Source organism: Aquabacterium commune, from assembly GCF_004362855.1.
Taxonomy (GTDB): Bacteria; Pseudomonadota; Gammaproteobacteria; order Burkholderiales; family Burkholderiaceae_C; genus Aquabacterium; species Aquabacterium commune.
On sequence record NZ_SNXW01000003.1, the window covers coordinates 274,734 to 290,136 of the forward strand.

The window sequence follows — 15,403 nt, forward strand, 5'->3', positions numbered from 1 at the left end:
GCGGTGACCAGAAACGGGTCGTTCGCGTTGCTGACCGTGCCCAAGTCCTTGGATCACGCAATGAGGGAAGGAAGATCCTGTGACGAAATCCACCGCCGCGTCGTCCAAGTCGGTCGCAGCCAAAACCGCCAAACCGGCCGCCAAATCGGCCAAACCGGTCGCCAACATCGACGCTGAACCTGTCGCGAAATCTGCCGGCAAGACAGCGCCTTCTCCTCTTCCCGCTCAAGCCAAGGCCACCAAGGCCGAAGCTGACGCCAAGGGCGCCTCGGCACCCTCGGGACGTTCGCCCTCCAAGACTTCCAGTACCGCACCCGACAACATGCCCTCTCCTGCCACCAAGGTTGACTCCAAACTCGCCAACGCCTGGAAAAACAAAACCGGTCGTGAACTGACCGAAGCCGAGCTCCTGGCCATGCCCGAAGCGGAGTACATGAGCGACAAGCAACTGGACTTCTTCCGCCACGTCCTGGAAGTCCAGAAGGAAGATTTGCTGTCCAACGCCGGCGAAACGACCGAGCACCTGCGTGAAGACACCTCCATCGTCCCCGACCCGGCCGACCGCGCCACCATCGAGGAAGAGCACGCCCTGGAACTGCGCACCCGCGACCGCGAACGCAAGCTGCTCAAGAAGATCTCGCAAGCCCTGGTCCGCATCGACTCGGGCGAGTACGGTTTCTGCGACGAAACCGGTGAGCCCATCGGCCTGGGTCGCCTGCTGGCCCGCCCGACCGCCACGCTGTCGCTGGAAGCCCAGCAGCGCCGCGAGCTCAAGCAAAAGATGTTCGGGGACTGAGCCCCCAGCCACGAGCAAGGCATGAGCAAGGACTCCAGCAGCTTCCTGCGCAAGGTTGTGCGCTTCGTCGCCAATCCCACCACGGATTGGTCGGAGCTGGACGCGCCCAACTCGGACGCCGGCGAGAGCGAGTACGCCAAAACCGAGATCAAGGCGATGATCGAGCGCAAGCGGCGCAACGACTTCGTGCGCAAGCGCGAACTCGACATGCTGCGCAAGATCCGCCGCGAAGGCTTGAGCCCCGACCAGGCCTTGCTGCTGGGCAGCGCGTCCAACCTGGATCCGGACTCCCGCCCGCAAAGCGGCACGCGCTCGGACAGCACCGTCAAGGCCAAGATCGACGAGATCGAGCTGCAAATGGTCGGCCAGGGCATGCGGCCCGCCGCCCAACCTTCGCAGGCGGGCCAGTTGTCCACCCTGCCAAGCCCCCTGGACTTGCCGCCCACGGCCCCAGCGACGCTGGCCCTGGCACCCACGCTCGATGACGTGCCCGAGGTCTCGCAAGCGGTGGTGCAAGCTGCGCGCAATTCGGCCCCCCGCATGCCCGGTCAGGAAGCTTCGCCGTCGCCAAGCCACGCGTTCGGCGTGCAGGTGGTGGAGATGGCCCACGATCCCGAGCTGGACGAGGCCGTGATCGCCTTTGCGAACGCCGACTTCGACCAGTGCGAGGCCTGCCTGATGGCCCTGGTGCACCCGGGTGCCAGCCGCCACCACCACATGGAGACCTGGCTGGTCCTGTTCGACCTGTTCCGCGCGCTGGACATGCCGCACAAGTTCGACCAGCTGGCCGTCTCCTTCGCGCAGCAATTCGGCGTGTCGGCACCCCAGTGGTACTCCTTGCCGCGCCGCGTGGCGGACTTCCTCGAGCGCAAGGGCTCGGCAGCCACGCCTGCCACGGTGCCCCCAGATGCCTCGGCCGATGCCAGCAGCGCCGACCCCGACCACGGTCCCGCCACCGAGCCTGGCGAAGCGCCACCGGCCCTGCCCGGCTGGGTCGCGCCCACCGTGCTGGACCAGGATGCCGTGGCGCAACTGCGCGTGGCCATCCTGCAGCTGCCACGCCCCTGGCGCATGGATTTCTCGGGGCTGCAGCTGATCACACCCGAAGGCGCACACCATTTCAGCGGTTTGCTGCAGGCCTGGGCCCGCGAGCCCATGGCCTTGACCTGGGCGGGTGCGGCCCGTCTGCTCGCGCTGCTGGAAGAGTCCACCCCGACGGGCAACCGCGATGCCGACCCGGCGTTCTGGATGCTCCGCCTCGACGTGCTGCGCCTGGTCAATCAGCCCGTGGCCTTCGACGAGGTTGCCATCGACTATTGCGTCACGTACGAGCGCTCGCCGCCCTCGTGGGAGCACAGCGCCTGCCTCATCAAGCAGCAAGATGGCGCCGTGAGTGCGCACGCAGGGCCCATCTCGCACGTCAGCGAGGTGACGACCAGCTTCGTGGAATCCCAGGTGCACCAGGAAGTCGAGTTCGTGCAGATCGCCAACCTCGACCTCTCAGGCCAGCTGGTGGGCGACATCGGCCGCATCCTTCAGCACCTCGATGACCAGCTCGGTGCCAGCATCTCGCTGGACATCGACTGCCGCCACCTGCTGCGGGTGGACTTCATCGCAGCCGGCGACCTGCTCAACTGGGTGCTGGCGCGCCGTGCCGAGGAGCGCCAAGTTCAGTTCATCAACCCGCACCGCCTCGTGGCCCTGTTTTTCGGGGCCATGGGCATCAACGAGCACGCCACCGTCAAGCTGCAGACCGTTTGACCGGCTCCGAGGCCAGCGTCAGCAGGCCTTCGAAGATGAGGTTTTCGGCCACCGTGGCCTCGAACTCTTCGACATGGCTCAGCCGTGACACGGCCCCGCCCGACATGATCAGCAAGGGCTCGCGCCCCGTTTGCACGCGCAAACGGCGCAGGCTGCGCTCGATGGCGCCCGCGATCGCATCGGTGCCGCCACTCATCAACGCGTCGCTGGTGTTGGTCGGGAAGTCACTCACCTCGCCGGTGGGCACCTTCAGGCCCGCGGTGCCACTCTCCAGGGCCCGGTACATCAGACCGAAGCCCGGCAGAATCAACCCGCCAAGGAAGCGCCCGCTGGCGTCCACGGCATCGACCGTCACGGCCGTGCCCACCATCACGGCCAGCACCGGCGGCGGCTTGGCCGCATCGTGCTGCACCGCGCGCCTGCGCGCACCGATGATGGCCGCCCAACGGTCCGAACCCAGCCGCTGCGGGTGCTCGTAGCCATTGACCACCCCGCCCGCCTGGGCACTGGACGACACCCAATGCGCCGCCAAGCCCCAGCCCTGCATGAGCTGCTCTTCCACACGGCGTTTGATGGCTTCTCCAGCCACCACGCAACCTAGCATGGCGGCCGGGCGGGTCGGCAAGGCGCGCCAGTGGCGTTGCCAGAGCCCATCGATGTCCTCCAGCACCACGGCGCCATGGGCCAGCAGTTGGGCATCGGGTGTCGGCTCCGCGTACAGGCCCCACTTCAGTCGGGTGTTGCCAATGTCAATGACCAGGAAGGGCATGTCTGATTCGGGTGAGTCGCCACCCTGGGAACCGCAAGACTTGTCATTTTGCTGCAAGAACCGCTCGCCACCGGTGATGCGCTCTGGCAACGGTGCGGCGCACCACGGGATAAAGCACGGGCGATCCGGTCAGGCACTCCCCGAACGCGGGACTGCCACGTCCCAGCTTTCACGATATGGTGCGCCTCGCACAGCACCTTTCACGGAGTGGTCAAGATGTCCCGGTTCTCCCGCATGCCTCAGTTCCCAAGCCTGGCTGGCCTGTTGCTGGCCCTGACTTGCCTGGCCTCGACCCCTGCCTGGGCAGCGCGCGAGGTGCGCGGCGTCAAGTTCGCCGACAGCAGCCCGCTGGGCGGCCAGGTCCTGCAACTCAACGGCGTGGGCGTTCGCGTCAAGGTCGTGTTGGACATCTATGCCGCGGGCCTTTACTTGCCTCGCAAAGAGGCGGCGGTGGCCAGCATCCTCGACATGCCTGGCCCCAAGAGCATGCACATCGTGCTGCTGCGCGATCTGACCGGCGAGGACTTCGCCGACGCCATGGTCAAGGGCTTCCGCAAGAACAACTCCGACAGCGACAACGCCAAGTACCTGCCCCGCATCGAAGCCATCCGCGACACGATGCTCACCTTCGGCAACGTCAAAAAGGGCACGTCCATCCACATCGACTTCGTCCCCGGTGCGGGCACGCGCGCTCTGATTGGCGGTGTGCAGAAGGGCAATGACATCCCCGGTGAGGACTTCTACGCCGCACTGCTCAAGATCTGGCTGGGCAACCACCCGGTGGACACCAGCCTCAAGGAGGACCTGCTGGGCGGCGCGCGCTGAAGCGTCCAACCTGGTACCTGGGGGAATTGCACCGGGAACCCCGTGCTTTCCAGTGCGTGGCCGTGACAGCGCAGGTGTACCCTGAGCGCATCTTCCGCTGCCGCCCCGCCCGTGCGCCATGATCCAACAGCCCTTGCCATCGCTGAACGCCTGGGCCGACGCATTCTGTGATGCCGAGATCCCCGTGCTGGCCACCACCGTGGCCGATGTGGTCCAGCTGCTGGCCATCGAGGAAGCGCGCGGCACGATGGACGCCCACACCCTGGCAGAAGCCATCGCACCTGACCCGCTGATGGTGCTGAGGGTGCTGACGCACGTCTCGCGCTACTGCACCCAACTCAGTGTGGAACCGCCGGAAACCCTGGTGGGCGCCATCGTCATGCAAGGCATCGGCCCGTTCTTTGCCGCGCACGCTGGCTTGCGCGATGTCGAGACCCACCTGTCAGACGAGGTTGGCGCACTGGACGGCCTGCACCGCGTCATGACCCGCGCGCGCCGGGCCGCACACTTCGCCATGGGCTTCGCCCTCAAGCGACAAGACCAAGATGCTGTCGTCATCCAGGAAGCCGCGCTGCTGCACGACTTCGCCGAGATGCTGTTGTGGTGCCACGCGCCCGCGCTCGCGCTGGACATCGCGCAGCGCCTGCAAGCAGACCACACGCTGCGCTCGGTGGAGGCGCAACGCAAGGTGCTGGGCGTCCAGCTGGGCGACCTGGCGCAAGAGCTGATGCACCGTTGGCAGCTGCCCGACCTGCTGATCCGCTGCACCGACGACCGCAAGGCGCAAGACCCCAAAGTGCGCACCACCATGCTCGGCGTGCGCATCGCGCGGCACACCCAGCATGGCTGGGACGTGCCCCACGCCCTGGCCGCCCTGCCCGACGACGCCGCCGACGTGGGCAAGCTGCTGACCATCTCGCCGGACGCCGCCTTGCGGCTCATCCAGGGGATGGACCAGTGACGCCCCGCTGCACTGCGCGCCGACGTCGCTGACGAAACCGATCAGCGCACGCTGACCGCGCTGCGCATCGCCTGCACCGCACCGCCACCGATGGCCGCGCCGAAACGCTTGGCCAGGCGCTCGGCCAGGTTTTCCTTCTCGGTGTAGTCCACGATGTCTTCGGCCTTGACCACGTCACGCGCGATGTGGTCCAGGCTGCCCAGGTGATCGGCCAGGCCCAGCTTGATGGCCTGCTCGCCGTTCCAGAACAGGCCGGAGAAGGTCTCTGGCGCCTCCTTCAGCGCCTTGCCACGGCCTTGCCGCACCACCGCGATGAACTGCTGGTGGATCTGGTCGAGCATGGCATGGGCATAGGCCTCGTGCTGCGGGTTCAGCGGCGAGAAGGGGTCGAGCATGGCCTTGTTGGTGCCCGCCGTCAGCAGGCGACGCTCCACACCGAGCTTTTCCATGGTACCGACGAAGCCGAAGCCATCCATCAGGACGCCGATGGAGCCGACGATGGAGGCCTTGTCCACATAGACCTGGTCGGCCGAGACCGCGATGTAGTACGCCGCCGAGGCGCACATCTCTTCGCAGACCGCATAGACCTTCTTTTTGTGCAGGGCCTTCAGGCGGCGCACTTCGTCGTTGACCAGGCCGGCCTGCACCGGGCTGCCGCCCGGCGAATTGATGCGCAAGACCACGGCCTGCGCGCCGGCGTCTTCGAAGGCCGAGCGCAAGGCCGTCATGAGATTGTCGGCACTGGCGGCGGTCTCGGCACCGATTTCGCCGCGCACCTCGACCAGCGCCGTGTGGGGCGTCACCGGTGTGTGGGTGGCCGGCACCGAATTCCAGGCCGCCCAAACGAAACTGACGGCCACGCCCAGCCAGACCAGCCGCCAGAAGGTGCGCCAGCGGCGCTGGCGGCGCTGCTCGTCCAGATAGACACGGGCCATCTCCTGCATCAGGGCAGCCTGGGCTTGCTGGGTGGGGTCGGTCGAAGGAAGGTCAACGGCGCTCATGCACGGCTTTCGTCAGGTCAGGACACGGGGTGGAAGCGTTCGCAAGGATACCAATACACCTGGCCGCCCTCCTCTTTCAGCTCGATGCGGTGCAAGCGGGCGCCCCAGCACGGGCCACCCACGCACTGCCCACTGGGCGGATCGTAAAGCGCGCCATGCACCGAGCAGATGATGTGGCGCTTGTCTTGGTCCCAGAATTTGCCCGGCTGCCAGTCCATCTCGGTGGGCACGTGGGCACAGCGATTGAGGTAGGCGACGGCCACCTGGTCAAAGCGCAGCGCAAAGGCCTGCACGGTGCGGCCGAACTCGATCACGTCGAAGGTGACGGCGTCGCCGCCCTCCTGCAGGTCGGACGAGGCGCACAGCGCCAGGGCTGGCCGCGTCGGCTCAGGCATGGCGGGACAACCAATCGTGCAGCTCGGGCGTCGAGTGCGCCACGAAACGCGTGGGGAAATCGCCAAAGGCCGTGGGCTCGTGGGCGCCATAGCTGACGGCCACGCTGTGCGCACCGGCATTGAGGGCCAGTTGCAGGTCGTGGGTGGTGTCGCCGATCATCAACGTGCGCTCGGGGTCGGTGCCGAACTCGCGCATCAGCTCCAGCAGCATCCGCGGGTGGGGCTTGGAGACGGTTTCGTCGGCCGTGCGGGTGCCGTCGAACACGCCGTGGAGGTCCATGTGCGACAAGGCCTCGTTCAGTCCCGCGCGCGACTTGCCCGTGGCGACGGCCAGCCAGTGGTGGCGCGCCTTCAGCGTCTGCAGCATGGGCAGCACGCCTTCGAACAGGCTGAGTTCGTGCTGGCGGTGCAGGTAATGGTGGCGGTAGCGCACACCAAGCTCGGGCACGCGTTCGGGCGACAGCGTCGGCGCCACGTGCGCCAGGGCGTCGTGCAGGCCCAGGCCAATCACGTAGGCCGCAGCCTCGCGCGCGGGCACGGGCAACCCCAGGTCGGCACAAGCGGCCTGGATGCTGCGCACGATGAGCGCGGTCGAGTCATACAGCGTGCCGTCCCAATCGAAGACGATGAGGTCGTAGGCGCGGGGGCGCAGGCCGGTGTCGGTCATGGTGCGGTGCGGGTGAGGTGCGGGTGAGGTGTGTCGGGTGCCGGTCCGCGGTCACGCGGCAAGGCGGTTCACAGCCACCACTCTAATCTGTGGGCCGTGACAGCGTGCGCACAGGACCGGTCAGCGTCAGGCATCAGGCCCCGCTCATACAGCCGCAGGCACCAGCGCCGCCAGCAGGCTTAGGCATTCGGGTGGCAGGGGCGCCTCGAAGGTCAACTCGGCCCCGCTGACGGGGTGCGGGATGCGCAGGTAGCGCGCGTGCAGGAACATGCGCTCGAAGCGGCCGTCGGGCAGGCGATGGCGGTCCACGCCCGGCACCGCGCCTTCCCCCGAGGGCCGGGACAGCGCCTTGTTCAGGGCGAAGTCGCCGTACTTGTCGTCACCGACGATGCCATGCCCCTCGTGCGAGAGGTGCACCCGGATCTGGTGGGTGCGCCCGGTCTTGATGGTCACGTCCAGCAGGCTGAAGGCCGCGTAGTGCTGCACCACGTGCACCAGGGAGATGGAGCGTCGCCCCTCGTCGTCGTCCCCACGCACGGCCTTGACGCGCCGCTCGCCCTCGGCGGTCAGGAATTTGTGCAAGGCCACGTCGATGACCTTCTTGCGATCGGGCCAGGCCCCGCTGACCAGGGCCGCGTAGGTCTTGTGCGCCTGGCGGTGGCGGAAGACGTCCTGCAAGGCGGTGAGTGCGCTGCGCTTCTTGGCAATCACCAGCACGCCCGAGGTTTCCTTGTCCAGCCGGTGCACCAACTCCAGGAAGCGCGCCTCGGGTCGGGCGCGTCGCAATTGTTCGATGACGCCAAAACTCACGCCGCTGCCACCGTGCACGGCCACACCGGCGGGCTTGTTGATGACGAGCATGACCTCGTCTTCGAAAATCACGGGGAACTCGCGCGCCGGCACGGCCGCCTCGCTCTCGGCGGATTTTTCCGCCAGGCGCAACGGGGGCACGCGGACCTCGTCGCCCAGGGCCAGGCGGGTGTCGGCCGACGCCCTGCCCTTGTTGACCCGCACTTCACCGCTGCGGATGATGCGATAGACCAGGGTTTTGGGCGCCCCCTTGAGCACCTTGATGAGGAAATTGTCCAGGCGTTGGTCAACGCTGCCCTCGTCGATGACCAGGCGTTGCACCGCAGGCGGTGTCACGGACGACGAAGGTGCTGTCGCGGAAGACGGCACCGAAGCACCGGTCTTTTTCGCGGGCAAGCCCGATCGGCGGGATGCGGTTTTCGCACCTATAATGGGTTGAGCCACGTTGTGTGTATTTTTGTGTGGTTGTGTGCGGAAGTGCTCTGAGCGTTCAGAGAGAAGCCTGAGCAAGTCGCCCGCAACCCCATTCCGCACCAGTGCACATTTTAACGATGCACTGCCTGTGAGAGGGCACACGATGTGGTCAGGCGGGGAGCCCCGCCAAAATTGATGGCAATGCAGCAGTCGTCTGCGTCCGGAGAAAGCCGCCCAAGGCGTGGCTTTGCTGGATACCGCGCCTGTCAGAGCCAACGTCGATCGAACCACGATTCAAGGTTGATGGGTTTCAGCGTTTTGTGTGATCTGCCTTTTGTTTTTCCCGCAGATGGCGCATCGGCTGAAACCTGTGTCGAGTGAAGCACACGTGTCCCGGCCTGTTCCGCATTTCGTCCACACCGCCTGCACACAGGCCGACACGCCCATGATGGCGATCGGTGACCTGTCTGCATCGCTGTCGGCGACGCCATGCGACCGGCCCGCCAATCCCCTGACCCTGCCCTGCACGCGCGCCCTTCGGGCACCGCGGCGCGGGCCTGCGTCCGCCTGGCGAAACACACGTGTTCCGATCCCGTCACGCGCGCCCCTGACCTCAGCCCGCCTCTCGCGGGCCTGACGTCCCAGGCAATTCCTTCTCGGTTCAGCGTCGTTGCTCGTGCATGAAGGCAGTCACCCGCCGCAAGGCAGGTGGCCACTGGAGGTCATTCCGGCGCCATCCCGGAGTGCCTCTGATTGCACCGAGGAGACACCATGAAGCGCATGCTGATCAATGCCACGCAGCCGGAAGAACGGCGCCTGGCCATCGTTGACGGGCAGAAATTGCTCGACTTCGAAACCGAAATCGAAGGCCGCGAACAACGCAAGGGCAACATCTACAAGGCCGTCGTCACCCGCGTCGAGCCTTCCCTGGAAGCCTGTTTCGTCGATTACGGCGAGGAACGCCACGGCTTCCTGCCGTTCAAGGAAATTTCGCGCCAGTATTTCAAGGACGGCGTCGAAGTCCGCTCCGCCCGCATCCAGGACGTGATCAAGGAAGGGCAGGAACTGCTCGTCCAGGTCGAAAAGGAAGAGCGCGGCAACAAAGGCGCGGCCCTGACGACCTTCGTGTCGCTGGCCGGCCGCTACCTGGTCCTGATGCCCAACAACCCGCGTGGCGGTGGCGTGAGCCGTCGCATCGAGGGCGATGAGCGCGAAGAGCTCAAGGAGGCGATGGACCAGCTGGAGTACCCGAAGGGCATGAGCCTGATCGCCCGCACCGCTGGCATCGGCCGCACCGCTGCCGAGCTGCAGTGGGACCTGAACTACATGCTCAAGCTGTGGACGGCCATCGACGAGGCCTCCGGTGCCGGCAAGGGCGCCTACCTGATCTACCAGGAATCGTCGCTGGTCATCCGCGCCATCCGCGACTACTTCACCAACGACATCGGCGAAATCCTGATCGACACGGACGACATCTACGAGCAGGCCAAGCAGTTCATGCTGCACGTCATGCCCGACCAGTCGAACCGGGTCAAGCGCTACCGCGACGACGCCGCCCTGTTCGCGCGCTTCCAGATCGAGCACCAGATCGAGACGGCCTTCAGCCGCACGGTGAACCTGCCTTCCGGCGGCGCCATCGTGATCGACCACACCGAGGCCCTGGTGTCGGTGGACGTGAACTCGGCGCGCGCCACCCGTGGCAGCGACATCGAGGAAACCGCCTTCCGCACCAACCTGGAAGCGGCCGACGAAATCGCCCGCCAGATGCGCCTGCGCGATCTGGGTGGCCTGATCGTCATGGACTTCATCGACATGGAGGACAACAAGAACCGCCGCGAGGTCGAGCAGCGTCTGCGTGACGCCCTGCGCTTCGACCGCGCCCGCGTGCAGTTCAGCGCCATCAGCAAGTTCGGTTTGCTGGAGATGTCGCGCCAACGCCTGCGCCCCGCGCTGAGCGAAGGCAGCCACATCACCTGCCCGCGTTGCAATGGCACCGGCCACATCCGCGACACCGAATCGTCGGCGCTGCAGATCCTGCGCATCATCCAGGAAGAGTCCATGAAGGACAACACCTCGGCCGTGCACGTGCAAGTGCCGGTGGAAGTGACGTCCTTCCTGCTCAACGAGAAGCGCACCGAGATCACCAAGATCGAGCTCAAGCAGCGCGTGACCGTGCTGCTGGTGCCCAACAAGCACCTCGAAACGCCGAACTACAAGCTGGAGCGCCTGCGCCACGACGACCCGCGGCTGGAAAACATCCAGGCCAGCTACACGATGATCGAGGAGCCGGACGACGAGGTGGGCATCACCCGCCGCGAAAAGAGCGCCAAGCCCAAGCAGGAGCCGATCATCAAGGGCGTGCTGCCCGATCAGCCCGCACCCGTGGCGCCCCCGAAGGACGAGCCGGTGATCACCGCCGCGCCCGCTGCCAGCCTGCCCGCCCCCGTGCAAGCCGGTGCAGCGGCTGCAGCCCCGGCCAAATCGGGCGGCTTCTTCGGCTTCATCAAGCGCCTGTTCGGTGTGGGCGAGAGCCCCGCTGCGCCGGCACCGGTGGTGGCCGAGCCGGCCGTGACCACGCCTGCCGAACCCGCCAAGGAAGACAAGGGCCGTGGCCGCCGCGACGGCCAGCGCCGCGGTGGTCGTGGTGATCGTGGTGAGCGCAACGAGCGTTCGGAGCGCGGTGAGCGTGCAGACAAGTCGGACCGCGCTGACAGGGGTGCGGACAAGGCCGCCGACAAAGACCGTGGCGAAGCCCGGGGTCGCCGTCAGGGCCCGCGCGAAGACCGTCCGGAGGGCGATGCCGCTCAGGCGGGCCGCGAGGGTGCGCGTGAAGGTGGCCGAGACAGTGGCCGTGAAGGCGGCCGCGGTGGCCGTGGCCGTGGTGGCCGCGGTGCCGATCAGGGCGAGCGCCCGGTGATCAACCGTGAAGCCATTGCCGCAGAGGCACAAGCCCTGGGCCTGGCCGCTGCCGAAGGCGGTGCGCCGGAGCTGTCCGCCGCAGCGGAAGGCGAACGCGAAGGTGGCCGCCGCCGCCGTCGCGGTGGCCGTGGTCGCGGTGAGCGCGAAGAAGGCACGGGCCAGCCATCGCTGGTGGACGCCGCCGAAGCCGATGGCCAGGTGGAGCGCCAGGATGACGCCGAAGCCGCTGCATCGGCCGATGCGCAAGACGCGCAAGATGGTCAGGGCGAGGGCCAGGATGGCCGCCGCCGTGGTGGTCGCGGTCGCAACCGCCGTGGCGAACGCCGCGACGAGCGGCCGGCAGACGACACCGCCACTGGCGCGGAAGTGAACGCCGCCGTGCCGCAAGACCTGGCTTTCGCAGAGACGCAGCCCTCCCCGCTGTCCGAGGCCGAAGCGCATGTGCTGTCCGATGTGCTGACGGGCGCCTCTGCCGAGAGCAGCACCGAAGCGCCTGCCGCAATACCTGCCGAAGTACAGGCAGCACCGACCCCGCCGGTCGCAGCGGCAGCCCCTGTGGCGCCTGCCCAGGCCGTGGCCGAGCCCGCGCCAATCGCCGCCGTGAAGGCCGCACCGTTCGTGCTGCCCATGGACGAGTTGGAGGCCATTGCCCAATCGGCCGGTCTGCAGTGGGTCAACTCCGACGCAGAACGCATCCGCCAGGTGCAGGAAGCGATCGCGCAAGAGCCCAAGGCCGTGCATGTGCCGCGCGAGCGCAAGCCCGTGGTGGTGCTGGACGAAGGCCCGCTGGTGCTGGTCGAGACCCGCAAGGACCTCGCCCAAGTCACCCTGCCCTTCGAGCACAAGGCCTGATGCCTCGGATGCCTGGCTGACGCCCCCTCCACCATGGCGCGCCAACGAAAGCGCGCCATGCACACACAGCCCGGCTTTGGCCGGGCTTTTTCATGGGCGCGCCATGGCTTGATGCACCCAAGGGTTCTACCCAAGCGGCCACCAATTGACGTTAACGTCATAAAGGTCTGTAATCCTGACAACTTCAGGAGCGACCTTGGCCACTGCACACGCCCATGCCCATGCCCTGTCTGCGGCACCCTCTGCCGCCGCGCCCCCTCTCGCGGCTTACGCTGGCTTCGTGTCACCGCCGCAGCTCTTGCTGGACACCGCCCAGCGCCTGGGGGCCCACCCGGCCTACTGCGTTCGCACGGAATCGGGTTGGCAAGCCACCTCCTGGGAGGAACACGGGCGCCAGGTGCGCGACGCGGGCAAGGCACTCATCGGCCTGGGGGTGAAGCGCGGCGATGCCGTCGCCATCCTGAGTTTCAACACCCCCCAGTGGGTCACGCTGGCCTTCGCTGCCATGGCCATTGGCGCCACGCCGGTGGGCATCTACTGGACCAGTTCGCCACAAGACATCGCCTACATCCTCAACCACTGCAAGGCGTCCGTGCTGATGGTGGACGAGGCCTCGCGCCTGCAGGCTGTGCACGCTTGCGAAGACGAACTGCCCCACCTGCGCCACATCGTGATGCTGCGCGACAGCGACTCGGCACAAGCGCGCAAGCCCGTGATGTCCTGGGACGCGTTCATGAAGCTGGGCGAGGCGGCGCTAGCGCAGGAGTTCGAGCAACGCCTGCAGGCCCTGAGCGCCGATGACATCGGCACGCTGATCTACACCTCGGGCACGACCGGCCCCGCCAAGGCCGTGGCGCTCAGCCAGGGCAACCTCTGGTGGGTGGGCCACACGATGCGGCAACTCTTCGATGTGGACGAGCGCGACCGTGTCATCTCCTACCTGCCGCTGGCCCACATCGCCGAGCAGATGAACTCCATGCACAACCAGGTGCACTCGGGCTTCACCGTGTACTACGCGCGCAGCATGGAGGAGTTGGGAGATCACCTCAAGGAGGTTCGTCCGACCATTTTCTTCGGTGTGCCGCGGGTGTGGGAGAAGATGCAGTCGGGCATCGAGGCCAAGCTGGCGCAGGCCACCGGCGTGAAGGCAGCGCTGGCGCGCTGGGCCATGTCGGTCGGGCAACGCTGGCATGCACTGGACCACGCCGGGCAGCCCGCAGGCCCCTGGTTGACGTTGCAAAAGCAGCTGGCGCATCGGCTGGTGCACCGCAAGGTCAAGGAAGCGCTGGGGCTGGACCAGGCCCGTCTGCTGAGCTCAGGCGCTGCGCCCATCGCGCCGGAAAAGCTGCGCTTCTTCGCCGGGCTGGACGTGGTGGTGCGCGAGCTGTACGGGCAGTCCGAGGTGACGGGGCCGTCCACGCTGTCGCTGCCGGGCAGCACGCGCGTGGGCTCGGTCGGCAAACCCCTGCCGGGCACCGAGATCATGGTGGCCGAGGACGGCGAACTGCGGGTGCGCGGGCCGCACCTCTTCCAGTGCTACATGGGCTCGCCACAGGCCACGGCCGACAGCTTCTCGGGCGAGTGGTTGCTCACGGGTGACCTGGGCCACATCGACGAAGACGGCTACGTCTTCATCACCGGGCGCAAGAAGGACCTGATCATCACCTCGGGCGGCAAGAACATCTCGCCGTCCAACATCGAGACGACACTGATGGACGCCCACCTGGTCGAGCACGCCGTGGTGTGTGGCGATGGCCGCAACTACCTGGTCGCCCTGCTCACGCTGGACCCGGTGGCGCTGGCTGCGTTTGCGAGCCAGCATGGCCTGCTCGACGAGCCGCACTTGCACGAGCACCCGCTGGTGCTGCAGACGCTGCAGGCGGACATCGACCACGTCAACGCCTCACAGGCGCGCGTGGCCCAGGTGCGCAAGTTCGCGGTGCTGCCGCAATCGCTGAGCGTGGCCTCGGGTGAGCTGACGCCGACCTTGAAGGTCAAGCGCAAGGTGGTGCTGGAGCGCAACCAAGCGCTGATTGAACTGCTGTACCGCAACGGCACGCACTGATCGCACGCTGAGCGCCCACTGAGCCCGCCCAGCTGCACCGACGTTCAAGCTGGCAAGCGCGACAAGGCCTGCTGGTACTGCGGCTGGTGCATCAGCTCGTCCCAGGTCAGCGGCGCGGTTTGCGGCAGCAGGTCCAGGCGACGCGCTTCGCTGTCCGGGCTCGCCTGCCATTCGCCGCGCTGCAAGGCCTGCTGCAGGCCATCCAGCAGGGCGTCCACCGCCGCGCCATCGCCCAAGGACTGGTTGCACAGCAGCACCATGTCGCAACCGGCGTTCAAGGCCGCGACCGCGCCCTGGGTGTGGCTGCCGGCCACGCTGGCGCCTTCCATGCTGAGGTCGTCGCTGAAGATGGCACCGGTGAAGCCGAGCTGTCCACGCAAGATGTCTTGCAGCCAACGCGACGAGAAGCCCGCAGGCGCCGCATCCACCTTCGGGTAGATGACATGGGCCGGCATCACGCTGGTCAGCGAGGTGCTCAGCCACTCGTAGGGCTTGGCATCGTCGGCCAGGATGGCCTTGAGGCTGCGCTTGTCCACGGGGATGTCCACGTGCGAATCGGCCTTGACGAAACCGTGGCCGGGGAAGTGCTTCCCGCAATTGGCCATGCCGGCCAGCAGCAGGCCGTGCATCACGCTCTTGGCCAGCACCGTGGCCACGCGGGCATCGCTGTGGAAGGCGCGGTCACCGATGACGCCGCTCTCGCCCCAGTCCAGGTCCAGCACGGGCGTGAAGGTCAGGTCCACGCCGCAGGCGCGCAGCTCGCTGGCCAGCACGTAGCCGCAGGCCGTGGCGGCATCGGTGGCCGCCATGGCACCGGTGCCCTCCCCGCCCTTGCCATCTTTGAGCCACATCTCGCCCAAGCGGCGCATCGGCGGCACGTGGGTGAAGCCATCGGTCTTGAAGCGCTGCACGCGGCCGCCCTCGTGGTCCACGCAGATCAGCACGTCCGGGCGGATGGCCTTGATCTCGGTGCACAAGGTCGTGACCTGGGCGCGGTCCTGCCAGTTGCGCGCGAACAGGATCAGGCCACCGGTGAGCGGGTGGGCCAGGCGGCGGCGGTCGTCGTCGCTGAGGGTCAGGCCGGCGATGTCGAGCACCACGGGTGCGTGCTGGATGGGGTCGGCGGCGTGGCCGATGGGGCTGGCGGTGCGCTTGGAAGACATGGCGG

At 67.1% G+C, this 15,403-nt stretch carries 12 protein-coding genes; 6 read left to right on the plus strand and 6 right to left on the minus strand.

All coding sequences use genetic code 11. The features are described 5' to 3' along the window. Positions 1–79: 79 nt before the first annotated feature. Entirely contained in the window at positions 80–796 is a 717-nt protein-coding gene (gene dksA / locus EV672_RS07430; protein WP_166643494.1) for an RNA polymerase-binding protein DksA, read from the plus strand. Between the two features lie 21 nt (positions 797–817). Next, the gene (locus tag EV672_RS07435; RefSeq protein ID WP_133607830.1) at positions 818–2,557 is read left to right on the plus strand and encodes an STAS domain-containing protein; all 1,740 of its coding nucleotides are present in this window, start codon (positions 818–820) and stop codon (positions 2,555–2,557) included. On the opposite strand, the gene EV672_RS07440 is transcribed toward EV672_RS07435, so the two are convergent. Continuing rightward, positions 2,538–3,326 (minus strand): type III pantothenate kinase, encoded by a 789-nt coding sequence (locus EV672_RS07440; protein ID WP_133607832.1) that lies wholly within the window; start codon positions 3,324–3,326, stop codon positions 2,538–2,540. The two genes, EV672_RS07435 and EV672_RS07440, sit on opposite strands and share 20 nt — an antisense overlap. Before the next feature lie 234 nt (positions 3,327–3,560). Between EV672_RS07440 and EV672_RS07445 the strand changes: the two genes are divergently transcribed. Both EV672_RS07445 and EV672_RS07450 read left to right on the plus strand, forming a co-directional pair. Continuing rightward, positions 3,561–4,151 carry a chalcone isomerase family protein gene (locus EV672_RS07445; RefSeq protein WP_166643495.1) on the plus strand — a complete coding sequence of 197 codons (591 nt, stop codon included), beginning with the start codon at positions 3,561–3,563 and terminating at the stop codon, positions 4,149–4,151. Positions 4,152–4,269: 118 nt separating this feature from the next. Continuing rightward, positions 4,270–5,112 carry an HDOD domain-containing protein gene (locus EV672_RS07450; protein ID WP_133607836.1) on the plus strand — a complete coding sequence of 281 codons (843 nt, stop codon included), beginning with the start codon at positions 4,270–4,272 and terminating at the stop codon, positions 5,110–5,112. A 41-nt stretch (positions 5,113–5,153) separates the two neighbouring features. Here EV672_RS07450 and EV672_RS07455 read toward each other — a convergent pair whose 3' ends face one another. From EV672_RS07455 to EV672_RS07470, 4 genes are all read right to left on the minus strand, one after another. Then, on the minus strand, positions 5,154–6,113 hold the full coding sequence (locus EV672_RS07455) for a S49 family peptidase (RefSeq protein ID WP_133607838.1): 960 nt from the start codon (positions 6,111–6,113) through the stop codon (positions 5,154–5,156). A gap of 17 nt (positions 6,114–6,130) precedes the next feature. After that, a complete protein-coding gene (locus EV672_RS07460; RefSeq protein ID WP_133607840.1) occupies positions 6,131–6,508 on the minus strand; it encodes a Rieske (2Fe-2S) protein in 378 nt (125 codons plus the stop codon). Continuing rightward, the gene (locus EV672_RS07465; RefSeq protein ID WP_133607842.1) at positions 6,501–7,175 is read right to left on the minus strand and encodes an HAD-IA family hydrolase; all 675 of its coding nucleotides are present in this window, start codon (positions 7,173–7,175) and stop codon (positions 6,501–6,503) included. Before EV672_RS07465 ends, EV672_RS07460 begins: the two co-directional genes overlap by 8 nt. Positions 7,176–7,319: 144 nt before the next feature. Next, positions 7,320–8,306 (minus strand): RluA family pseudouridine synthase, encoded by a 987-nt coding sequence (locus tag EV672_RS07470; protein WP_133608208.1) that lies wholly within the window; start codon positions 8,304–8,306, stop codon positions 7,320–7,322. Between the two features lie 864 nt (positions 8,307–9,170). On the opposite strand from EV672_RS07470, the gene EV672_RS07475 reads away from it, so the two are divergent. Together EV672_RS07475 and EV672_RS07480 are read left to right on the plus strand one after the other, a co-directional pair. Beyond that, positions 9,171–12,170 carry an Rne/Rng family ribonuclease gene (locus tag EV672_RS07475; RefSeq protein WP_133607844.1) on the plus strand — a complete coding sequence of 1,000 codons (3,000 nt, stop codon included), beginning with the start codon at positions 9,171–9,173 and terminating at the stop codon, positions 12,168–12,170. Positions 12,171–12,366: 196 nt separating this feature from the next. Further along, positions 12,367–14,235, plus strand: a complete 1,869-nt coding sequence (locus EV672_RS07480; protein WP_166643496.1) for an AMP-dependent synthetase/ligase — start codon at positions 12,367–12,369, stop codon at positions 14,233–14,235. A 44-nt stretch (positions 14,236–14,279) separates the two neighbouring features. On the opposite strand, the gene nagZ is transcribed toward EV672_RS07480, so the two are convergent. Further along, positions 14,280–15,398 (minus strand): beta-N-acetylhexosaminidase, encoded by a 1,119-nt coding sequence (gene nagZ, locus EV672_RS07485; RefSeq protein WP_133607848.1) that lies wholly within the window; start codon positions 15,396–15,398, stop codon positions 14,280–14,282. Between the last annotated feature and the right edge of the window lie 5 nt (positions 15,399–15,403).